Genomic DNA, 21,598 nt, shown 5'->3' with positions numbered 1-21,598 from the left:
CGTTAGCTTATGGGGGGGGAGTGAGATCTTTCTCACTTCACAAGCGCTTTAATATCCGCCAGGAGAGTAGCCACGTCGCTTTCTTCGGTAGCCCAGCTCGTGCAGAAACGGATCGCAATGCGTCCATCCTCGAGCGTTGCCCATCGCTCGAATACGTAATTTTTCTCCAATGCTTCCACCTGCTCCTTTGTAAAAATCGGGAAAATTTGATTGGTCGGCGACGAAGAGAAAAAAGAGATGCCATAGGAAGTCATTTCATCGTGCATTTTCTTGGCCAGAGCGATGGCGTGCTTGGCGATGGTTGTGTAAAGGTGATCGGTAAAGAGCGTGTCAAATTGCAATCCCAGGAAGCGCCCCTTGGCCAGCATGCCCTCATTTTGCTTAATGGAATAGCGGAATTGCGGCTTAATCGTGTCGTTGGTGATGACGATGGCTTCGCCGAACATCGCACCGACTTTCGTTCCACCAATGTAAAACACATCGGTTAAGCGAGCTAAATCGGGCAGAGTTACATCGTTTTCCGGGGTGGCCAGCGCATAGCCCAGACGTGCCCCATCGATGAAGAGAAAAAGGTCATAGGCATCGCAGACGCGGCGAAATGCCTCAAGCTCCGCCTTGGAATAGAGCGTGCCCTGCTCTGTCGGCTGGGAGAGATAGACCATTTTCGGCGCAATTTCATGCTCCGGATAGTCCATGGCACGATACTTTTTCATATACGCTTCGACCTGCTCGGCCGTGATTTTGGCATCTTTTTCTGGCAGGGGCAGCACTTTGTGGCCGCGCGCTTCTGTCGCACCGGTCTCGTGGCCATTGATATGCCCGGTCACGGCACACAATACGCCTTCCCAAGGACGCAAAGAATGCGAAATGACGGTTACATTGGCTTGTGTACCGCCCGTCACAAAGTGAATGTCGGCATGCGGTGCCTGACAAGCCTCCATAATGCGCTTGCGCGCCGATGCGCAGTATTCATCTAAGCCGTAGCCTTGCTGTTTCACCAAATTGGTCTCTTCCAATCGCTTCAAAATAGCCGGATGGCATCCTTCAATATAATCCGTATCAAATCGCATGGAATCCTCCTTTTGCCGTATGTGTCATTGTTAAATGAATGTAGTTATGACCATTATAGCGCAAGCCCTGTAGCGACAGAGCAGAAAGCACCGGGGTAATCTCTTTGGTAAAACGGCGGGTAAAGCTCTTTTTAAAATTGACAGAAAAATTTTCGTCCTGTATAATGGAACAATCAAAGCTGTGGTGGGTATGGCCTAGCTGGTTAGGGCGCCAGATTGTGGCTCTGGAGACCAAGGGTTCGAATCCCTTTACCCACCCTTTTTTTGTGCCCGAATTTCGTCGGGCTTTGCGGGAATGGCGGAATTGGCAGACGCGCCAGACTTAGGATCTGGTGTCCTAGACGTGGGGGTTCGAGTCCCTTTTCCCGCATGAAGGAGAGAAGCGTTTATCACGCTTCTTTTTTTTGTGCCCTGCGGGGGACATTTATGACCAAAATACGATATGCATAGAACGGAAAAGAATGAATTGGGACACGGCGAGTCCTTTTAGGAGTGTCTGTGTCCATATGAAACACTGTGCGACAAATAACCGAATGTTGGGATACGGTGAGAAAAAGAACCTTGCATAATAACAGTAGCGAAGAAAGGCTTCGCCGATTAGAAAAAGAAAGTGAGGTTCTATGTGTAAGCGTATTGTATCGAATGTAAGGTTCCGAATCCTGTGGCTAGTTGTTGCCATCATGATTTTGGCGGGTGTTTTGCGCCCGTCGGCAGCCGCCAAGGATATTCGAGATCAACCCTTTGTCTGTGTCATCATGCAGCCAAAAGAAGAACTGGATATTGTGTATAAATTACGCAAGATGGGGCGCTCTTCCAAAGTAATAGAGCAAGAAACAGAGATGAAGCAGCCGTTTTTCCTCTATACGGTGCCGAAATCGATTAACAGTTATAACGGCAGTAAACCGTATTGGAAACCGGAGTATCGCATCTACTGCATTGAAGGTACCGGCACTCCGAATTTTATTGTAGACGGCGGATTTGAAAACGTCCCCAGTGATGTGTATCGTGCCCATAAAGGCGTGCTTCCCGAAGTGGAAAAAACATTTGAGGTTACGAAGGATGACTGGAGGTTGACCGCGCACGCCCTGGCTTACAATCGCTATGCGAAGATGAACACACGATACAATCAGGCAGTTATCTATTTAGGCCTGAATCAAACCGTATATTCACGTAAAGTCTACCTTCCCAAAAGCGCAAGTGAGAGCTTAGGCTCGCTCAGCGAAAAAAACAAGGCGGCACATAACACGCATAAAGATTGGAATATCGTCGCGGACACGCTTCCCGAGTCGCGTTTGATGGAGTTGCGTTCTGCCGTTATGTGGCCGACAAAATCCCAATCGTTGAAGGTGACAAAGCCTGGCACCTATACCTTTGCCTCTGTGGCCGGCTTTGCTATGCCGGGAATGTTTGCCGTCTCTTCGGGCGATGCTGTCGTTTTGCCAAAGGAAATGAAGGAACCCATGAAGCGTGACGCGCTACTCCATAAAGACGACGGATATGCTCTCACCTTTACCGTACCCAAAGGCGCTAAGAACGGCAACTATACCATTGCCGTGAATCGCCCGGATTATTCGGAAACGCCCGAGTGGCTCGGCTATTCCAGCAATACAGATCTGCAAAAATCGGGACAGTGGTTGGGCTATGTATCCGATGCGTTGCCACTGCAAAAAACGACGCTGACGGTCGAGGTGCAACTGGAACCGGAACCTGTCTCGAGCGAATCGGTATCCTCTGAAGCTTCTCATGAGTCGCTTTCGTCTTCTGAAAGTTCTTTAGAAGCCTCCGTTGCGCCGGATTCCGGCTCCCAGACAACGACGTCTTCAAAAGACATTCCGCTCACGCCGCTAACGCCTGCAGAGAGCATCTCTTCCGAGGAACCGCCGGAGGAGACGTCGCATGCTTCGGAAAAGGAGACGCCGGTTATAGCGCGCAAGGAAGAAAAACCCAAAGAGCCACCCAAAGAAAACAAGCCGACCTGTTCTTCGGATGGAAACGGCTGCTCTGCACCGACCAAGGTGGAGGTACACACTACCACTCAGGTCAATCCGCAACAGACCAACACATTGACGGTAAAACCGAATCCACTTCAAAATGCGCTGCGTACTGTGTCACAGTGGTTGGACGAGAAGGTCACCCCTAAGGCAGACGCAACCAGCGTGAAGGACGAGAGCAAGGCGGGGGCGGTTCCCGGCGAAGCGGTTTTGAGCGCTTTGGATGACAAGATAGGCACGAAAAAAACGCTTGCGACTGCGCCGAAGCAAAACAGGATGGCGCAATCACCAAACGCCTCTGCCGATCCGTATCGCATCGCCCAAACGTCGGAAGATGGCTATTCCATTGATGCGCCGCCCATCACCGGCGATTCCATCCGTCTGGTTCTTTGGAGCGTCGTTTTATTGGCTTCTTCCGGCGGCTTACTGGTCATGCACCTGTACCTGCGTCGTCATCGCAGCTGAACCGCAACAGGGCTTACTTTTTAAGCGATTTCTGATAAGATACAATCAAATATCTTACAGAAATCAAGAAAGAGGAGCCTATGGAGACATTTATCCAACATGCTATGTTGTCCTGGGCATCTGTCACGCCAACGGTTGCGGCAGTCTTCATGACGGGAAGTCGCATGAACCCCGCAGCGGTTAAAAAAGAGTCGGATCCGTATGATTTTGTGTTGGTCGGAAATCCGAAAGACGTGCAGGTGACAGAGATGGACTGGGGAGAACAATTTTCTTCCTCAATACTTCAAATCGGCTGTGTGGAAAACGAGCCTTATCCTCGCTATCGTATTTTTTTGGAAGATGCCTCGCGCATCAATATTACCGTGGTGTCGGAAGAGGGGATGGAAGCGTTCTTGAAAAAAGACAGCTTAGCGACGGTTCTGTATGATCCGCAGGAAAAATATCAAACACTGGAAAATCCGAATGATCTTACGCTACGTACAAAAAAGCCTACGCCAAAAGAGTATGCACTCTGGTGCCAGCGTTTTTTCAGCGATATTACGGATGTCGTTATAGCCTTGGCCGAAGAGGACTTGGTGGTAGCCCAGGCGAAACTCAGTCGCGCGCGCGAAGCACTGTTGGCAATCAATCGTGCGGCGGTAGCATCGGACTCCTCCTTCCACATCAATTTGGGCAGCGATGGAGAAAATCTTAAGGCCTATATGAACGAAGTGGAATACGACCATTTGGCGCGCTCCTATGCGCAAACGGAGCGTGCACGCATTTGGGATGCGGTATTCCAAGCCTGCATGTTGTTTCGTAAGGCGGGACTCAAGCTCAATGCATTGGAAGGATTTTCCTATCCGAAAAAACTGGATGTGGATATGATGCGTTATTTGCGTAAAACGTGGGAGGAGACAAGATGAAAAAGGGAAAACTTCGCGTCCTTTGGCTGGTATTGGCGCTGCTTGTGACGCTGCCGAGTATACCCGCCGCTGCTGATTCGGCAGACAATGCGATCACTTTATCGCCCTATCAGGGTGATACGTCAAAGCATTTTCAATCCTCGTTCACGTATTATAACGAAATTCGCGCGATGCTCATCGGGGAACCAACGACGGGGAAAATCCTGATTGAAAAGAATAGCGATGAGCCCCTGGGCATTGCCTCGATGACAAAGCTGATGACTTGCTACATCGTCAAAAAAGATATTCGGGATGGAAAGCTGGATGCGAAAAAAGTGGTGACGGTTACGCCGGAAGCGGCCGCTTTTAATGCACAATCTTCGTCCAATTACGGTTTACAAGTGGGTGAAAAGTTGACCGTGGAGCGTTTGCTGATGGGCATGATGGTCGTTTCGGGAAACGATGCGGCCACGATGCTTGGGCAAGTGGTTGGAGGCAATGAAGTAAATTTTGCCAAGCGCATGAACGCAGAAGCACAAGCGCTGGGCATGAAGAAGACACATTTTGTCAATGCCAGCGGATTTACCGTTAACGGGAAATACAATACGTCCACGGCACGCGATATGTTTTTATTGGCGTCCACACTGATCCGTGAGTTTCCGGAAGTGCAGGATTGGGCAAAAATCAAAACCGTGGATGAGCCGGAACGCAAGTACAAAGGAAAATCAACGCTCACCGAAGCCACGGTTGCCATTCCCGGGATGACGGGTCTTAAGACTGGCGTTACGGATGAAGCGGGATATTGTTTCACCGGTTCCTTTGCGCTGAAGTCCAGCGTGGATGGCGGCGCTTTCGAAGCCGTCACCGTGGTCATGGGGACAAAGAGCAACGATGCGCGCTGGCGTACAACGAAAGAACTGGTGGATCTGGCCGCAGGAACTTTTTCGCATGTTCCTCTCGTGGATGCAGCAAAACCGGTCAAACGCTATGCCATTCCTTCTGCCGAAGAAGAATCGATAGTGCTCTATCCGGCCAAATCTTTCTCGGTGTTCACCTATACGAATCAAAACTTTGATGTGCGCTACAAGATTGACGAAACGATCAAAGCCCCCACTGCGGCCGAAGCAAAATTCGGAGAAATTTCCGTCTATCGGGACGGAAAGCTCATCAAGATCATTGACATTGTTTCCCATAAACCCACCAGAAAGGCGGGTTTATGGACGCGCTTAACACGGGCTACTTCCGATTTTGTCCGTTTCCTGTCCAATCTCTTTTAATGCAAACACTTGTGTCCTCATCGAATTAGAAGAGTCAAGCGTCTCACGTAAAAAGCCGACCCTCGGGTCGGCTTTTTTTTATCGCAGTATGAAGGATTCGAACCCTCGGCCTTCCCCTTAGGAGGGGGACGCTCTATCCAACTGAGCTAATACTGCACACAATTCACGGTATTATTGTAGCATAATCTTTCTGTTTGGAAGCATGCAATGACGCATATATCGCAATATCGACTTTTGACAAGAGTTTTCCGCCGAGCGATTCAGAAGGTTGTATCCGAGGAAAAATCTTTGCTATAATGGGGGAAAGCGATTGGAAAAGGGGGACCCCGTATGAAAGTGTATTATGCCGCTCCGCTCTTCAGTGAAGCGGAACAGCGCTACAATGCCTACGCAGCGCAAACGATACGAGCAGTATCCGAAACGATTGATTTGTACGTTCCGCAGGAACAAACGGACATTAATGATAAATCAAAATATGCCGACAGCGTTATGATTGCAAAAGTGGATACAGAGAAGGTCTTGGAGAGCGATCTGATGATTGCTGTGCTGGACGGTCTAAGTATCGATCCGGGCGTTGCAGCGGAAATCGGCATCGCCTATGCGAAAAAAATCCCCATATTGGCGCTTTACACGGATGTGCGCACGCAAGGAGCCGACGTGCCGGAAAAACTCAAGGCATTGCAAGTGCTCGCTGAATCACAATTTTCCTATGTGAATTTATACGTGGTGGGTTTGGTGAAAGAGCATGGCGCCGTGGTATCCACCTTGGAACAACTACAGGAAGAAATTCGTAAATACATCTAAATTGATTTGTACAGTATGAAAACGGTATCCCTTCAGGAGATGTTCTCGGAAGGGGAAGAAGGAGGAAGGAATGAAAAAGTATAATACAGAGCAGATTCGGAATCTCGCCTTCGTCGGCCACAGCGGCGCCGGCAAGACCACTCTTGCTGAGGCGCTTCTCTATTTAACGCATGCGACCGAACGCATGGGCCGTATCGAGGATAAGAATACCGTCTCCGACTTTGATCCGGAGGAACAGGCTCGTCGCATTTCTATTGGCCTGAGCGTATTGCCGGTAGAATGGAAAGACTATAAGATTAATCTTTTGGATGCGCCCGGGTATTTTGATTTCGCAAGCGAAGTGCTCGTATCGTTGCGCGCAGCCGAAGCAGCGTTGATGGTCATTGATGCCTCGGCTGGCATTGAAGTCGGTTCTGAAATCTATTGGAATTACACCGAAAAAATTCACCTTCCTCGCATTATTTTCCTGAATAAGATGGATAAACCGAATGTCGATTTTAACGTACAGGTATCGAACTTGCACCAGCAATTCGGTAAAAAAGTCATTCCGCTGACGCTGACCTTGGGCGCCGGCGAAGACTTTGAAGGCATTATCGATATCATCGACAAAAAAGCGTTCCGCTACGACGGTTTTAAGAAAACGGAAGTAGAAATTCCGGAGATCCGTAAAGCGGAGGTAGATGCGGCCTACGATGAAATCGTCGAAGTCATTGCCATGACGGATGATACTTTGATGAATAAATTCTTCGAGGGCGAAAGCTTTACGCATGAAGAAATTGCGGAAGGAATGACCACAGCCATGTTGGACGGCTCAGCAGTGCCTTTGATCGCCGGCTGTGCGACAACGGGCGCCGGCTTGGATCTTTTGATGGATGCCATCGTAAAGTATATGCCGGCTCCGAATGACTCGCGTGCACATTCCGGTTTCCGTCCGGAAGAAGGCGATCCGGTAGCCATGGATCCGACGCAGCCCTTGCGCGCTGTGGTCTTTAAAACGGTGGTTGACCCGTTCGTGGGTAAGGTTTCCCTTGTGAAAGTCGTCAGCGGCACGGTGAAGAAGGGAGACGCTCTTATTTCACTGCGTACCGGCGAATCTTTAAAACCCGCCGGCATGTTCTATGAACGCGGCAAAGAGCATCTGGATACGGATGAAATTACGGCGGGCGATATCGGTGCTTTCTCGAAGCTGGAGAAGCTGTCCACTGGCGATACCATTGCTACGAATGCGGATGCGATTCCGTTCAAGCACGTGAAGACGCCGGAACCGACGCTGACCTTTGCCATCCAAGCCGATTCCAAAAACGATGACGATAAACTCTCCCCATCGCTTAATAAATTGCAGGAAGAAGATCCGAGCTTCAAGGTAGAGCGCAATAAGGAAACCAATCAGATGTTGCTACGCGGACAAGGCAACGTCCAGCTCGAAGCAATGATGAATAAATTAAAGACGAAGTATGGCGTCAATGTGCATCGTATCCCGCTGATCATTCCGTATCGTGAAACCATCCGCGGCAAGAGCGATGTCCAAGGTCGCCATAAGAAGCAGTCCGGCGGCGCCGGACAGTTTGGCGATGTCTTTATTCGCTTTGAGCCCATTCCGGACGGCTTTGAATTTGCCGAAGAGGTCTTTGGCGGTTCGGTACCGAAGAACTACTTCCCGGCCGTTGAGAAAGGCCTGGAAGAATCTCTGTCCAAGGGACCGTTGGCGGGCTATCCCGTAACCGGCCTTAAAGCCACCCTCTATGACGGTTCCTATCACCCCGTGGACTCCAACGAAATGGCTTTTAAGATTGCGGCTTCCATCGCTTTCAAAAAAGGTGTCGAGGCAGCCGATCCGGTACTGCTTGAACCCGTCATGACGTTAAAGATTACCATTCCCGATGAGTATCTCGGCGATGTCATGGGCGATATGAACAAACGTCGCGGCCGTATCCTCGGTATGGAGCAGGACGAAGACGGCAATCAGGTCGTCAACGCCGAAGCTCCCTACGCGGAAGTTCAGGAATACGCCATTGATCTGCGCAGTATGACACAGGGACGCGGCTCCTTCACATCGGAATTCAAGAGCTATGAGCAGGTTCCGCATGAAATTGCCGAAAAGGTCATCGAAGAAGCGCATAAGGAAGAATAAGAAGTTGGCCCGGTGGCCGACGTTAAATACGAAAAGGAAGGCGGCCTTAAGGCCACCTTCCTTTTTGACCATCATTGACAAATTCACGCTGCGAGAGTATAGTAAGAGCAACCATCCTAGGCGATGGCTTTCTTTTTACTATGAAAAGTCAAAGTAGGTCAACCCACGCATTGCCTCTATGACGTTGCATCACAATACTCTGTCACGGCGAAAGGGACAGTTGTTCACGCGTCGGAAGCCTACCCGTCCATCGCCACGGAACGATGTAAAGGAAGTATGAGGAATTTTTAATCCTCATGTTCAATTCATATCTTTGCCGTATGATAGCTAAGAACCGAGAAAAGGAAGGAGAGGGGAACCATGGCTGGTTTAACCAATCGTATTGAACAATTCCTTCTGCAATTGATGGAGGAAGAGGGGGAAGGCGTGCTGGAAATTGGCCGCAATGACTTGGCGCAGCGTTTTGCCTGTGCCCCTTCGCAAATCAATTACGTGTTAACGACCCGTTTTACCCCTTATAACGGATATTATACTGAGTCTAAACGAGGCGGCTCCGGGTATATTCGCATCATTCGCCTGGAGCGCTCGTCGGAGGATGTGGTTTCGGAAGTTCTTTCAGAAGTTGTACAGGATGAAATAACGCTGGACAAAGCGCGCCATATCCTTCGTTCGTTCAGGGATCGCAATTGGCTGACGTCTCGGGAATGTCAGATGATGCTATTAGCCATGGACGACCATGCGTTGTCTGCCGTACCCTTGGCCGAGCGCAATGAAGTGCGTGCCGGTATCTTGAAAAATATGTTGATCATCTTACTGCGATGAGGAGGATGAAATGAAGTGTGATTTTTGTGATAACGACGCCAATGTGGAAATTGTCGTTTTCATTAATGGAAAAGCGCAAAAGGTGCGCATGTGCTCCTCTTGCTACCAGAAAAAATTGGCCGAGATGATGGGGCAACTTCCGAAAGAATGGGGCGGCAAAGAATTGACCGACCAGATTCGTTCCATGTTGGAAAAGGCGCAGGAAGGCGGATTCATGCCGGGCATGGAGGTCTCATTTCTGCAATCCGATATGCCGAATGTGCCTCCGATGGAGGACGCTGCCGATGCAGCAGAGGAATCCGAGGAAGATGCCGATGACGAGGATAGTGGCGAGGGAACGAGTCAGTTGAATCCCTTCCGGCAGTTATTCATGCCAATGGATAGCAAGGAAACTATAGAAACCAAGGAAGAGAAAACCGCGACCAGTGCGCGTGATTTAGCTTTCGCGAAACAAAGAAAACAGCTGCGCAATCGCCGCAATGCGCTGGTGCAGAAGATGCAAATAGCCTTACAGGAAGAAGACTACGAAAAATGCGCCGCCTATCGGGACGAACTCAATGATATCGGCGATGCACTACTGCGATTGAACGAAGAAAGGAAGGATCCTTATGGAGTTTAAAAGGACCTCCGTCCAACAATTATTACAAGTCGCGGCGGCAGAGAGCTATTCTTTCCGCCATGGAGAAATTGATACCGAACATGTCTTGCTGGCGATGCTGAAGACCGGCGGCGTGGAGACCCAGGCGTTACTGCGCGCTGGGACGAACTACAGCACGCTTCGAAAGATTGTGTTGAGCAACAATGAGCCGGGAACGAATGAAAATCCGACCATGCAGACGAGTGCTGCCGTACGGCGCTTGCTTTTGCAGGCAAGACAGATTGCGGATCAAAATAACGAGAAGGAACTCTTTGCGGAATACGTTCTTCTGGCCATTCTCAACGATAAATCGGGTCTGGCTTCGGTTATGCTGACCATTGCCGATGTGGATAAACGTGCGATCTATCAGAATTTGGTGGGCGCCATGCGCGAAAACCAGAATGAAGACACGGATTCCAATTTGAGCCGATACGGCACCAATCTCAATGATGAGGCGAAAGATGGAAAAATTGACCCGGTCATAGGCCGCGATCGCGAAATCAATCGTGTGATTCAGATTCTTTCGCGTCGCACCAAGAATAATCCGGTTTTAATTGGCGAGCCGGGCGTCGGGAAGACCGCCATTGCGGAAGGCTTGGCACAGCGCATCGTTTCCGGAAATATTCCGGACATTATGCGCGATAAGGTGGTCTATTCCATTGATATGGCAACGCTCGTTGCCGGGACGAAATATCGCGGCGATTTTGAGCAGCGCCTCTCCGATACCATCGATGAACTGATGGAGAGAAAAGATGCGATCGTATTCATCGATGAACTGCATACGATTATCGGTGCGGGTAGCTCGGAGGGATCGCTGGATGCGTCAAATATTTTAAAACCGGCACTCTCGAAGGGAGCGTTGCAGATTATTGGGGCAACGACTATCGATGAATATCACAAACGCATTGAAAAAGATGCGGCCTTGGAGCGTCGTTTCCAACCGGTGGCGGTGGAAGAACCGAGCCGCGAGGAGTCCAAAGAAATTATTCGCGGTTTGCGTCCGCGCTATGAAGAATTTCATCGTGTGCACATTTCCGATGAAGCCATTGATGCCGCAACCGAATTAACGGATCGCTATCTGACGGACCGCTTCTTACCGGATAAGGCCATTGATGTTATCGATGAAGCGTTGGCGCGCGTGCATGTGGACGCCTTTCACATTCCGGAAAAAGAACTGGACTATCGCCGCGAACATGACCGTTTGGAAGAGGAAAAACAAAAGGCAGCGTTGACGCAGAATTTTGAAGAAGCGGCGCGCTTACGGGACGTTTTGGCCAAAATGGAAGAAGAGTTCGAAGCCTATCAGAAAAGCAAAAGTGATTCCGAAGAGCAATGGCCGATCATCGGCTTTGATCAAATAGCGACGATTGTTTCGCAATGGGCCGGCGTGCCGGTTACGCGTATGACGGAACGCGAAGCCGATAAATACTTGCATTTGGATGAACACTTAAAGGAAAAAGTCATCGGGCAAGACCATGCGGTTGAGACGGTTTCCTCCGCTTTGAAACGCGCCCGTGTCGGTTTGAAAGTAGCCAATCGCCCCATCGGTTCCTTTATTTTCGTAGGACCGACGGGCGTCGGGAAAACATACCTTGCCAAGGAAATTGCCGCACAACTTTTCGGCTCGGAAGAGAATATGATACGCATTGATATGTCGGAATATATGGAGAAGTATTCCGTTTCACGGTTGGTTGGTGCGGCGCCGGGCTATGTGGGCTACGAAGAAGGCGGCCAGCTGACAGAAATGGTACGCAAGAAGCCATACTCTGTGCTGCTCTTTGATGAAATTGAGAAGGCGCATCCGGATGTATTCAATTTGCTTTTGCAAATCTTGGATGATGGCCGTTTAACCGACAGTCAGGGACGACTGGTGGATTTCCGCAATACCGTGATCATTATGACCTCCAACGTGGGAGCCTCACAGATAGCCACAGAGAAGCGTTTTGGATTCGGCATCGAAGAAAGCGTGGAGATGGACGAGTATGAGCGCATGAAGGACGTGGTGCATGAAGAATTAAAGCACACCTTCCGCCCGGAGTTTTTGAATCGCATTGATGACATTATTGTGTTCCATCGCTTGAGCGAAAAGAGCATTCTGCATATTTCGGCACTGTTGATGGATGCATTGATGGAACGCGTGGAAAGCCTGGGCTATCACATCTCCTATACGGATCCGGTCTTGCGTCACTTGACACAGATTTCGTATCAGCCGGAATTCGGAGCGCGTCCGTTGGAACGCTCCATCCGCACGAAGATTGAAGACACGCTGGCGGAGAAAATGCTCTCCGGCGAACTCCAAAAGGGCGGCTACTATGTGCTGCACTTAGAGAAAAACGCCATTGTCGTATCACCTTCGAAAGATGGGACACTGCGAGACACAATACCTGCTAAAGTAGAAACAAAGGCAGAAGTGGAAACGTCGGAGGTGTCATGGCAATAAAAACTCGCTATCAATGCAGTGCGTGCGGCTTCATCGCGACAGGGTGGACGGGCAAATGTCCGTCCTGTGATTCCTGGGGTACGATGGAGGAAATACAAGTTAATACGGCAAAGAGTGCGGCAAGCAACCAGATGCTGCATACGGTAACAGAGAAGGCAATGCCGTTGCCGGAGGTGCCTCTGTCTCGGGCAGATCGTACGGACACGGGTATTCCCGAGCTGAATCGCGTGCTCGGAGGTGGCTTGGTGCCGGATGCGGTGACCATGCTCACGGCTAAGCCGGGAGCAGGAAAATCCACACTGCTCTTACAGTTGGCGGGAAAGCTGGCGGCGCGTGGCGTTCGCATTCTCTATGCGTCGGGAGAGGAGAGCGCCTCGCAGATTCGCATGCGGGCGGAACGTATTCTACAGCCGGCGCAAAAGGGGGAAGAGGACATCTTCATCCTGTCAACGAATTCGATGGATGCCGTGCTGGAAGAGTGTCGAAGGCTCCAACCGGCCATTTTCATCGTGGACAGCATTCAGACGATGGCTTTGGCGGAATATCCCCAACGTCCCGGCACGCCAACGCAGACCGTCCAATGCACGGCAGCCATCGTGGAAACCTGTAAGCAGGGAGAACATCCCATGGCAGCCTTTGTCGTAGGCCATGTCACGAAGGACGAGACCATGGCGGGCTTACGAACCCTGGAGCATCAGGTGGATACCGTGCTCTATCTGGAAAGCGGATATTCGGATGCACTGCGTCTGTTGCGCTCCACAAAGAATCGCTTCGGCTATACGGATGAAGTGGGGCTGTTTCAAATGGGCGCGGAAGGGCTGACAGATGTTACCAATCCCTATGATCTGTTTTTGACACGGCGAGACAAGCCGATTGCCGGCTCTGCAGTGGCCTTGCAGAAAGAGGGATCGCGCCTCATTCCTATTGAAATCGAAGCCTTGGTTTCACCGTCGCATGAAGCCTATCCGACACGCATTGGGGATTCCTTGCGGCGCGATGATTTGAATACGTTAGTGTCCATTCTTTCTCAGCGCGCAGGTTATCGTCTGCAGGAAATGAGCGTGGTGCTTAAGGCGACGGGAGGCCTGTTAATACGCGAAAAAATCTGCGATTTAGCCATACTTGCTGCGATTGCTTCAGCCACGGAGGATTTTCCTTTGGACGGTAAGGACGCATTTTGCGCAGAAGTGGGATTAACGGGAGAATTAAAACGAGCCACGGAAATGGAACGACGCTTGCGTGAATTGGATCGCTTGGGCTTTCAACGTGCTTTCGTGGCAGAGGAACATCGCACACTCGCACAACGTCTTAAGAAGGAGATTAAACTGCAGATTTGCTGTGCGAAAACACTAGCCGACGTCATCCGTGCCATTAAACTCTCGCGCCATGAAATGCGAGGCTGACGTCGAGCGCGTCAATTCCTGTCCTTACGGCAGGAAAACCACTTGACAAGTTCTATAGACTTCGATATTATAATAAATTTTTCTCTTATGGTGTCCCTTTTCGCCTTGTTTTCAGTTATAATTGTGATAAGGGGGTGTAGCCATGTATAAGATCGGAGATCGTGTCGTATACCCGATGCAGGGTGCCGGAACCATCGTCGATAAGGAAACGAAAGAGTTGTTGGGCATGGAAAGGGAATTTTTTATTCTGCAAATGCCTATCTCCAACATTCGTATTTCCATTCCCGTAGATCAGATGGAAAAAATCGGCATCCGTCCGGTGATGAGCCGGGAAGACGGACTAAAAGTGATGGAGATTTTACGCCAAGATTCGACCAAAATGTCGGATAATTGGAGCCAACGTTACCGTGAGAATTTGGAAAATCTGAAGACCGGAGATCCTTTTGAAATGGCGGATATCGTGCGTAATCTGCAGATTCGAGATATGGAAAAGGGGCTTTCCACTTCGGAAAAAAAGATGTTGGGCAAGACGAAGAAGATGCTGATTTCGGAGCTGATTATTGTAGGCTCGTTATCGGTAGAGGAAGCCAGAGATATGATTGATGAAGCCATTACTCTGGATGAAAATGAAGCGCCGGAAGGCGGAGAAGAGGAGTAGCCTTTGAAACAATTTATGCGGGCCGTATTGGGCTTAATCGGCGCCGCGCTAGGGGCTGTGCTGGCACATATGCTCATCACATCAGACTTGATCGGCGGACTGGGCAAAATAGAGCGCATAATGTGCTATATCGTTGGGGCAGGCATCGGATTCGGCTTGCTTTTCGCTATGGCAGATCGCTTCGCGTTCTTTATGAGGAACTTTGTAGAGTCGGTGATTAAGCAGATTCGCGAAGTATCTCTCAGTGAGGTCCTGTTTCGCACCATCGGTTTGATTGTGGGGCTTATCATTGCCAGTATTATCAGCACACCGGTTCTGCAGTTGAGCATCAGCCAAGTGGGAAATGCCATCGGCGTGATCATTGCTGTGATGATTTATGCAGTGATGGGCCTATTGGGCATTCGTTTGGAGATGATGTACCACGAAGACATCATGAGTGTTGTGCAACAGCTACGCAACGCCTTGACGCGCTCCGAGGCAGATCGGGAAAAACGCGCGGAAAACAAGAAGAAAAAGAAATTTTTAGCCAAAACAACGGAACTGGAAGGCGACGAAGAGGAGTTTGAGCCTCCTATCGCGTGCCCGAAGATCTTGGATACGTCAGTGATCATTGATGGACGTATTTTTGAGGTTATGCGTGCCGGCTTTTTGGAAGGAACGATTGTTGTTTCGCACTATGTGCTTGAAGAATTACAGCACATCTCGGATTCGTCGGATCCGTTGCGGCGAGAACGGGGACGCAAAGGCCTGGATCACATCCACGAAATGCAAACCCATTCCGCACAGGAGATTATCATTGACAATCGTGAGATTTCAAAACCCAAGGAAGTGGATTCCAAGTTATTGGTGCTCACACAGCAATACGATGGCCGTTTGGTAACGAATGACTTCAACTTGAATAAAGTAGCCACGGTACAAAATATTCCTGTGTTAAATGTGAATGATTTGGCGAATGCGTTAAAGCCGATTGTGATTCCCGGTGAACACATGACGGTAAGCGTTATTAAGCATGGTAAGGAGCCGGCACAGGGCCTGGGCTATTTGGAAGATGGCACCATGATCGTCGTGGAAAACGGACGCGATGCGATTGGACAAACCGTGGATACCATCGTTACCTCGGTGTTACAAACCTCAGCCGGAAAAATGATTTTTACACGAATCCCGGAGTAATTTATCTGTTATTATGCGTGGGAAACCACAACCGCCGCCCGACAGGGCGGCGGATTTTTTATGGGAAATTATTGAAATCTGCGAAGAACCTCAGCAATGGGATCGTCAGAAGCAAGAAGTGTATCCGGTTGGACCCGTGCAGAGGACTGCAACGCATCGCTATCCGGTACCAGAGCAATGGAGGCATCCAACAGCGCAATATAACCGGAATGCGTCAACGCAACAGGAAAAGCCGGCAGCTTCCATGCCGTGCCGGCGGTTTTACTGCCGAAGACACGTACATTTTCAAGGCGGCGACAAAAGTCCGCGAAGGTTTCTGCGGCGCCGCCTGTGGTTTGATCCACCAGTAAGGCGAGTTTTGCCGGCGCCAGCGTTTCCGACGCTCCCTTAGCGCTGACGATGAGTGTCTTCGCGTAAGCCATGCCCTGCACCGCCTTTTGCGCCTCGGCACTCTTCAGCCCCTCCGTTTTTTGGCGGGCATCCTCCAGATCAAAGCTCTCCATACGCTCTTTGACGGATAGATAATCGACATAATCGTCAAACCCATCCGGGAAAAAGAGACGGGTCTGCACGCCATAAGTGGACGTGATCAGATAGGGCAAAAGCCCCTCCGTCCAATATTCCACAGAAAAGCCGTCCGTATGGCGCAAATCAAACAGAATCTTTTTATGGCTGCAGGCTTCTTGCAGCAACTTTTTCAGGGCGGCCTTTTGCTGGCGATAGGCGCCGTCTTCAAAGGTAAAGCCGGAAAGAATGGCTGTGTCTGTTGCGGCATCGACACTCATTTTGGGTAGCGTGTAGGCTAGCGATGTCTCGGCACTTGAAGTGCTTGGCTTCGTTTCTGCCGGTTGTCTTTGCGTAACTTCCGTTCGCAGCTTTTCATAGCGATCCTTCACCCGCTCCGATCCTACGGCTTTGGCATAGGGAGAATCGGTGGCATAAAAGCCACTTCCCAAATTTCGAGCCAGGCGTTCATAGGTATTGCTGTCGGCCATATGTGAGGAAGGCGCCGCAATCTGTACCATTTGTTGCAACACATCGAAAAACTCCATATCCGAATGGGTATCACCAGCTTTTTTCACCATCGTTTCCAGCGAGGATTCCACAGCGGTACTATCCTGTACTTGACTGTGCTTTGGCATATATTGCAGCAATTGCTGTAATTGTTTGGCATCGGCTGTTTTTTCTGCGCGTGACAGGGCACGCCCCTCCGTATCTGAAGGCAGCACATCGCCTAAAACAGCGTGATTGGCACGTTCACGTATTTCCGGAATGGCGTCCAGCTGTGCAGCCAAAAATTCACGGCGCACGAAGGTCCAAATGCCATATCCGGCAGCTGCCAACAGTAGCAAGAGCACGACAAATACCAAGCAATGGCGACGACGCTTGCGCTTTTGATTGCGTTTTATCACCTGCTTACGATCGTGGCGACGCTGACTATCATGAAGCCGTTTTTCCAACGGCGATTTTTTGAGATGTTTCCGACGCATATTACCTCCGCCAAAATTTTTCTCCGAAATGTATCGCTTCGGATACATTATTTTATCAGATTTGGAACGGGGCTTCAGGAAGGCATGGCAGAGTATTCTCAGGAGAATTTCAACAGGGAGGAAAGGCATTACGTAAGCGGACTTCCTTTTGTTTTAAACTGTTAACGAATTACAAGGTAGGGTACACATAAAATAAGGCGATCGGATAAGGTCGCAAATAATAGTTAATGAGGAGGAAACAGATGAAAATTTTAGATGCGATCAATGAACAAGCTAACTTTGAATTGGAATCCGCGTATGTCTATCTTACCATGTCATCCTATATGGCAGATCAGGACATGGCAGGCATGAAGCACTTTATGGATCTACAGGCCAAGGAAGAGATCGAACATGCCGAGAAAATGATCGGATTCCTGCAGGAGGTCGGTTATGCCGTCAAATATCGTCCGTTGGATCCTGGCGACGGAAAATTTGACAGTTTGCTGGATGTGTTCAAGAAAGCGTTAGCGCATGAGAAGCAAGTGACGGAAAACATCTATAAGTTGGTCGATTTGGCCAGAAAAGAAGACTATAAGCCGGCAGAATCTATGCTGCAGTGGTATGTGGATGAACAAGTGGAAGAAGAAGATAACTTCAACACTCTGGTTACACAGCTGGAGCGTGCCGGCTCGAACTGGGGCGCACTCTATCAGATCGATCATTATCTGAGCAAGCGTTAATTTATGATAAAAGACGGGATACCTCTCATGGCGGAGACCGTCAATGAAGGGCAATCCGGAGAAGGAGAGCCATTGGCTCTCCTTTTTTATCGGTAGGAACGAGGAAAATCGATCGGAAGAGGAGAAGGGAAACGATTGCACTTTCCCTTTACTTTTCCAGATTTTTCTCGTACTATAATAGTAGTTTCCGTAATACGTAATGTGGGATTACGTGGAAAACCTATCCTGCTAGCGCGACGCGAAAGAATGCGGAAGCGTTTTACACGGAAAACGTGTAGACTTTTGCATACTCGTATCGTAACGGCGGACGAAAATCTTCCAAATGGAGAAGGACCGGAAGATCCAAAGAGGAGGTATGGTTATGCATCAAATGACACAAGCAAATTTACGTTCCGCGTTTGGCGGCGAATCGATGGCACGCAATCGTTACAATATTTGGGGTGAGGTGGCCGAAAAAGAGGGCTTCCCCAATGTGAAGCGTTTGTTTGATGCGACGGCTCATGCAGAGCAGATTCATGCAGGCCTGCATTATAAGGCGTTAAAAGACGTTGGCGGGGACTTTGATGTTTCAAGCCGCGGCGGCTTTGGCATCGGAAAAACCGTAGAGAATTTGCAAGGCGCCATTGATGGTGAAACATTTGAATTTACCGAGATGTATCCTGCGTATATCGCTATTGCTGAAATGCAAGAAGAAAAAGCGGCAGTACGTGCGATGCACTTTGCGGTAGAGGCGGAAAAGGTACATGCCAAGATGTTCGGCGTAGCAAAAGATGCCGTAGAACAGGGTAAGGACCTGGCAGTCGAAGATTCGGTCTATCTGTGCCCGATATGCGGTTTTGTAGCTTTGTCCAACGAAGAAAATTGTCCGATTTGCGGCTGTGCCGCTTCTAAGTTCATCGCTTACTAGAACAGGAGTCCGATGAAGAACGTACGATGAAGGCGGGGAGAACCCATGGTCGAGAAAAAAATAATATTGGATAGCGAAATCGGGCTAATGGGACGCCCGGCTGCCAACTTTATTCAGACAGCAAAGAAGTTTGTTTCGGATGTGTATTTGGAGCGTGATCACAAAGTGTATAACGGTAAGTCCATTATGAGTGTACTCAGCATGGGCGCCGGTAAGGGCGCGAAATTCATTCTCCGTACCGACGGGCCGGATGAGGAAGAAGCCCTGGAAACTTTGCTGGTGTATCTGGAGCAGGGTATGACGCGTCTTTAATCAGCGTTCGGATCGTTTTTGGAAAAGAATAACAAGAGAAAGAGAAGGCTGCTGCCGTAACAACGGCGCAGCTTTCTTTTTGCGTCTCGACAGGGAAAAGTCCGTCGTCTGTGTTTGCAGGCGGGGCATGTGTTAAAATAAAGGACGAGAGAGGAGGGATCATGAACTATTTTCGAAATCTGCGCGAACTTCTCGTGACCTTTTCCGTCACGGATCTAATCGACATTCTAGTGATTGCTGTCATCGTGTATTATCTGATTCTTTTGGTTCGTGAAACCCGTGCGGAGCAACTGATCAAGGGATTCATTGTTATATTGGTTTTTGCCCAGCTCAGCGACGGTTTAAAACTCTATACGGTCAATTGGTTGCTGTCGAATATTATGACAGCCGGTTTTATTTTAGCCATCGTTGTGTTTCAACCGGAGATTCGTCGTGCATTTGAACGCTTGGGGCGGTCGCAGGGCTGGCTCAGTAGTCTGGTCAACAGCGGAAACAATCAAACCGAAAGTGCCGGACGCGTAGAGGAAATTGTACGCGCGGCGACCTCCCTTTCGCGACAGAAAATTGGTGCTTTGATTGTACTGGAGGGCAGTACCGGTCTTAAGGAGATTGCAGAATCCGGCACGGAGGTAGATGCCTTGGTGACGGCTGAATTATTGATTAATATTTTCATACCGAATACACCGTTGCACGACGGGGCTGTAGTGATTCGCGGCGACCGTGTCTTAGCAGCGGGTGCGTTTTTGCCGTTAACGCAGAATCGCAATCTGGACAAGGATCTGGGCACACGGCATCGTGCGGCATTGGGCATATCCGAACGCTCGGATGCGTTGATTGTAGTAGTTTCCGAAGAGACAGGCACTATTTCCATCTGTTCCAACGGCGTGATATCGCGTCACATGGATGAGACGACGTTGCGTGAAAGTCTGACAGCCTTTTATGAAGATGAACTGGAAGAATCGCATCGGACCGGTATTAATCGTTTGGTAGCCTTTTTTACGCGCTCAAAAAATGAGAATGGGCAAGCGGATTCGGAAAGCAACAATGCATCAACCGAAGCGAATGCGGCAGAGGACACTGACACCAACGAGAGTGGTGAGAATCGCTTGGAAGTAAACGACGACATTGCAACAGATGAAAAGTCGAAACAAAAGAGTGACAGACACGTGCGTAACGAGCAGGAAGGAGGACACCATGAAACTCCTCAAGCATAATTGGCAGTGGAAAGTGACCTCGCTCATCATCGGGATTTTAATGTGGAGCTACATTACGGCGGGAGTTAACCCGACGCAATCCACAACACTGTCCGATATTCCAATTCGTGCGATCAATCAGGATGTGTTGGAAGAAAAGGGACTGAAAATCACAGAAATGGAAATCCGACAGGTATCCATGCGCATCATGGGCAAGCGTAATGATTTGGGGAGTTTGGACCGCAATTATGTCATAGCTACGGTGGATGTCGGGGCGCTGAAAGAAGGCGTGCAGTCCGTTCCTATTCATTACAATGCACCCGCCAATGTGTTTATCAATGAAATGTCCAGTAGCCAAGTACAAGTGCATGTGGAAAGAGTTGTGACCAAGAGCCGCAATGTGGTGGTGCGTGAGAGCGGATCGCTGGCAGATAACTTTGTCTTGCGCGGCGTGGCAGCAACGCCGCAGACCGTACAGGTGACGGGTCCGCGTTCCTATGTCGAGAAAGTGGCAAACATCCTTGTGACGCTGAACCTGAGTGGATTGACGGCCGACACCTCGGCCAATCTGCAGGTGCATCCCGTGGATGAAAGCGGGAATGTCGTGGAGGGGGTGGAGCTTTCACTTTCCTCCGTTAATGTGGCGGCAAGCATTGCCAAGCAAAAAGAAGTACCCGTTCAGCTGCAATGGGCACCGTCCAAAGATAACGCGGGAAAGATACGGATCAGTCAATCGAGCGTGACGCCAAACACGGTACTCGTGATGGGCAAAGCGGCCGACATCGATAAAGTGACGGTGATTAAAACACAGCCGCTGGATATGAAAACCATCACCAAAGACGGCCTGTACCCGGTGACGCTCAGTTATCCGGAAGGCGTTACGCCGGTCAATGATAAGCTGACCTACAAGGCGCAGATCACGCTGGATGTTCTTGAAGAACGTGTGATGAAGATCAGTGTAGATGCCATACAATCAAAAAACGCCGGTGCGCGTAAAGCGCAACCGGCGGGAGATGTGAAAGAGATTCAGTTGAAATTGGAAGGCTATAAGATGGTGCTGGATGGCCTTCATGCGTCGGATTTTCTGGTGAGCGCCGATTTAAGGGGCGTAGAGAATGGGTTGCGTGTTCTTCCCCTGGAGGTGAAGCTTCCCAACGAGGATATTCTCTTGAAGGAATACAGCCCTAATCAATTGTTGATGAACGTCGTTGCGGATAATCGCTGA

The 21,598-nt window shown here is 49.7% G+C and carries 18 protein-coding genes and 3 tRNA genes; 18 read left to right on the top strand and 3 right to left on the bottom strand.

From position 1 onward, the window contains the following. Positions 1 to 32 precede the first annotated feature (32 nt). Positions 33 to 1,070: a threonine aldolase family protein gene (locus BN98_RS04470; RefSeq protein ID WP_019189529.1), complete on the bottom strand. Its 1,038-nt coding sequence runs from the start codon at positions 1,068 to 1,070 to the stop codon at positions 33 to 35. A gap of 184 nt (positions 1,071 to 1,254) precedes the next feature. Here BN98_RS04470 and BN98_RS04460 point away from each other — a divergent pair. The 5 genes from BN98_RS04460 (at position 1,255) to BN98_RS04440 (ending at position 5,687) form a co-directional block, all read left to right on the top strand. Further along, a tRNA-His gene (locus tag BN98_RS04460) sits at positions 1,255 to 1,328 on the top strand. Between the two features lie 31 nt (positions 1,329 to 1,359). Continuing rightward, positions 1,360 to 1,440, top strand: a tRNA-Leu gene (locus BN98_RS04455). Between the two features lie 250 nt (positions 1,441 to 1,690). Next, complete coding sequence (locus tag BN98_RS04450; protein WP_019189530.1) at positions 1,691 to 3,526, top strand: hypothetical protein; 1,836 nt, start codon at positions 1,691 to 1,693, stop codon at positions 3,524 to 3,526. A gap of 80 nt (positions 3,527 to 3,606) precedes the next feature. After that, positions 3,607 to 4,431 (top strand): aminoglycoside 6-adenylyltransferase, encoded by an 825-nt coding sequence (locus tag BN98_RS04445; RefSeq protein ID WP_019189531.1) that lies wholly within the window; start codon positions 3,607 to 3,609, stop codon positions 4,429 to 4,431. Further along, the gene (locus BN98_RS04440; protein WP_019189532.1) at positions 4,428 to 5,687 is read left to right on the top strand and encodes a D-alanyl-D-alanine carboxypeptidase family protein; all 1,260 of its coding nucleotides are present in this window, start codon (positions 4,428 to 4,430) and stop codon (positions 5,685 to 5,687) included. Before BN98_RS04445 ends, BN98_RS04440 begins: the two co-directional genes overlap by 4 nt. An 82-nt stretch (positions 5,688 to 5,769) precedes the next feature. Here the strand turns inward: BN98_RS04440 and BN98_RS04435 are convergent. Next, positions 5,770 to 5,843: transfer RNA gene (locus BN98_RS04435), tRNA-Arg, on the bottom strand. A gap of 174 nt (positions 5,844 to 6,017) precedes the next feature. On the opposite strand from BN98_RS04435, the gene BN98_RS04430 reads away from it, so the two are divergent. The 8 genes from BN98_RS04430 to BN98_RS04395 all read left to right on the top strand — a co-directional run bounded on the left by BN98_RS04430 (position 6,018) and on the right by BN98_RS04395 (position 15,752). Then, the gene (locus BN98_RS04430) at positions 6,018 to 6,491 is read left to right on the top strand and encodes a nucleoside 2-deoxyribosyltransferase (RefSeq protein ID WP_019189533.1); all 474 of its coding nucleotides are present in this window, start codon (positions 6,018 to 6,020) and stop codon (positions 6,489 to 6,491) included. 70 nt (positions 6,492 to 6,561) lie between these two features. Continuing rightward, positions 6,562 to 8,622, top strand: a complete 2,061-nt coding sequence (gene fusA / locus BN98_RS04425) for an elongation factor G (protein ID WP_019189534.1) — start codon at positions 6,562 to 6,564, stop codon at positions 8,620 to 8,622. A gap of 360 nt (positions 8,623 to 8,982) precedes the next feature. Next, on the top strand, positions 8,983 to 9,444 hold the full coding sequence (locus tag BN98_RS04420; RefSeq protein ID WP_019189535.1) for a CtsR family transcriptional regulator: 462 nt from the start codon (positions 8,983 to 8,985) through the stop codon (positions 9,442 to 9,444). Positions 9,445 to 9,454: 10 nt separating this feature from the next. After that, positions 9,455 to 10,063 carry a UvrB/UvrC motif-containing protein gene (locus BN98_RS04415; protein ID WP_019189536.1) on the top strand — a complete coding sequence of 203 codons (609 nt, stop codon included), beginning with the start codon at positions 9,455 to 9,457 and terminating at the stop codon, positions 10,061 to 10,063. Then, positions 10,053 to 12,521 carry an ATP-dependent Clp protease ATP-binding subunit gene (locus BN98_RS04410; protein WP_019189537.1) on the top strand — a complete coding sequence of 823 codons (2,469 nt, stop codon included), beginning with the start codon at positions 10,053 to 10,055 and terminating at the stop codon, positions 12,519 to 12,521. Before BN98_RS04415 ends, BN98_RS04410 begins: the two co-directional genes overlap by 11 nt. Further along, positions 12,512 to 13,924, top strand: coding sequence for a DNA repair protein RadA (gene radA / locus BN98_RS04405; protein ID WP_019189538.1), 1,413 nt, complete (start codon positions 12,512 to 12,514; stop codon positions 13,922 to 13,924). Before BN98_RS04410 ends, radA begins: the two co-directional genes overlap by 10 nt. A gap of 142 nt (positions 13,925 to 14,066) precedes the next feature. Then, positions 14,067 to 14,582, top strand: coding sequence for a CarD family transcriptional regulator (locus tag BN98_RS04400; RefSeq protein ID WP_019189539.1), 516 nt, complete (start codon positions 14,067 to 14,069; stop codon positions 14,580 to 14,582). Positions 14,583 to 14,585: 3 nt separating this feature from the next. Beyond that, entirely contained in the window at positions 14,586 to 15,752 is a 1,167-nt protein-coding gene (locus BN98_RS04395; protein WP_019189540.1) for a PIN/TRAM domain-containing protein, read from the top strand. A gap of 68 nt (positions 15,753 to 15,820) precedes the next feature. On the opposite strand, the gene BN98_RS04390 is transcribed toward BN98_RS04395, so the two are convergent. Beyond that, positions 15,821 to 17,242, bottom strand: coding sequence for a S41 family peptidase (locus BN98_RS04390; protein WP_019189541.1), 1,422 nt, complete (start codon positions 17,240 to 17,242; stop codon positions 15,821 to 15,823). A 242-nt stretch (positions 17,243 to 17,484) separates the two neighbouring features. Here BN98_RS04390 and BN98_RS04385 point away from each other — a divergent pair, with 242 nt between their 5' ends. The 5 genes from BN98_RS04385 (at position 17,485) to BN98_RS04365 (ending at position 21,598) form a co-directional block, all read left to right on the top strand. Further along, positions 17,485 to 17,961 (top strand): ferritin, encoded by a 477-nt coding sequence (locus tag BN98_RS04385; protein ID WP_019189542.1) that lies wholly within the window; start codon positions 17,485 to 17,487, stop codon positions 17,959 to 17,961. 361 nt (positions 17,962 to 18,322) lie between these two features. Further along, complete coding sequence (locus tag BN98_RS04380) at positions 18,323 to 18,868, top strand: rubrerythrin family protein (RefSeq protein ID WP_019189544.1); 546 nt, start codon at positions 18,323 to 18,325, stop codon at positions 18,866 to 18,868. 45 nt (positions 18,869 to 18,913) lie between these two features. Next, a complete protein-coding gene (locus tag BN98_RS04375) occupies positions 18,914 to 19,180 on the top strand; it encodes an HPr family phosphocarrier protein (protein ID WP_019189545.1) in 267 nt (88 codons plus the stop codon). Positions 19,181 to 19,341: 161 nt separating this feature from the next. Next, positions 19,342 to 20,394 carry a diadenylate cyclase CdaA gene (gene cdaA / locus BN98_RS04370; protein ID WP_019189546.1) on the top strand — a complete coding sequence of 351 codons (1,053 nt, stop codon included), beginning with the start codon at positions 19,342 to 19,344 and terminating at the stop codon, positions 20,392 to 20,394. Further along, entirely contained in the window at positions 20,375 to 21,598 is a 1,224-nt protein-coding gene (locus BN98_RS04365; protein ID WP_019189547.1) for a CdaR family protein, read from the top strand. Before cdaA ends, BN98_RS04365 begins: the two co-directional genes overlap by 20 nt.

The organism is Levyella massiliensis, from assembly GCF_000308275.2.
Taxonomy (GTDB): domain Bacteria; phylum Bacillota; class Clostridia; order Tissierellales; family Peptoniphilaceae; genus Murdochiella; species Murdochiella massiliensis_A.
This window is presented reverse-complemented; position numbering and strand designations above follow the sequence as displayed.

Excerpts from the sequence above, each read along its gene's own strand:
- BN98_RS04470 (WP_019189529.1), bottom strand. The coding sequence starts at position 1,070 with ATGCGATTTGATACGGATTATATTGAAGGATGCCATCCGGCTATTTTG.
- BN98_RS04450 (WP_019189530.1), top strand. The coding sequence starts at position 1,691 with ATGTGTAAGCGTATTGTATCGAATGTAAGGTTCCGAATCCTGTGGCTA.
- BN98_RS04445 (WP_019189531.1), top strand. The coding sequence starts at position 3,607 with ATGGAGACATTTATCCAACATGCTATGTTGTCCTGGGCATCTGTCACG.
- BN98_RS04440 (WP_019189532.1), top strand. The coding sequence starts at position 4,428 with ATGAAAAAGGGAAAACTTCGCGTCCTTTGGCTGGTATTGGCGCTGCTT.
- BN98_RS04430 (WP_019189533.1), top strand. The coding sequence starts at position 6,018 with ATGAAAGTGTATTATGCCGCTCCGCTCTTCAGTGAAGCGGAACAGCGC.
- fusA (WP_019189534.1), top strand. The coding sequence starts at position 6,562 with ATGAAAAAGTATAATACAGAGCAGATTCGGAATCTCGCCTTCGTCGGC.
- BN98_RS04420 (WP_019189535.1), top strand. The coding sequence starts at position 8,983 with ATGGCTGGTTTAACCAATCGTATTGAACAATTCCTTCTGCAATTGATG.
- BN98_RS04415 (WP_019189536.1), top strand. The coding sequence starts at position 9,455 with ATGAAGTGTGATTTTTGTGATAACGACGCCAATGTGGAAATTGTCGTT.
- BN98_RS04410 (WP_019189537.1), top strand. The coding sequence starts at position 10,053 with ATGGAGTTTAAAAGGACCTCCGTCCAACAATTATTACAAGTCGCGGCG.
- radA (WP_019189538.1), top strand. The coding sequence starts at position 12,512 with ATGGCAATAAAAACTCGCTATCAATGCAGTGCGTGCGGCTTCATCGCG.
- BN98_RS04400 (WP_019189539.1), top strand. The coding sequence starts at position 14,067 with ATGTATAAGATCGGAGATCGTGTCGTATACCCGATGCAGGGTGCCGGA.
- BN98_RS04390 (WP_019189541.1), bottom strand. The coding sequence starts at position 17,242 with ATGCGTCGGAAACATCTCAAAAAATCGCCGTTGGAAAAACGGCTTCAT.
- BN98_RS04385 (WP_019189542.1), top strand. The coding sequence starts at position 17,485 with ATGAAAATTTTAGATGCGATCAATGAACAAGCTAACTTTGAATTGGAA.
- BN98_RS04380 (WP_019189544.1), top strand. The coding sequence starts at position 18,323 with ATGCATCAAATGACACAAGCAAATTTACGTTCCGCGTTTGGCGGCGAA.
- BN98_RS04375 (WP_019189545.1), top strand. The coding sequence starts at position 18,914 with ATGGTCGAGAAAAAAATAATATTGGATAGCGAAATCGGGCTAATGGGA.
- cdaA (WP_019189546.1), top strand. The coding sequence starts at position 19,342 with ATGAACTATTTTCGAAATCTGCGCGAACTTCTCGTGACCTTTTCCGTC.
- BN98_RS04365 (WP_019189547.1), top strand. The coding sequence starts at position 20,375 with ATGAAACTCCTCAAGCATAATTGGCAGTGGAAAGTGACCTCGCTCATC.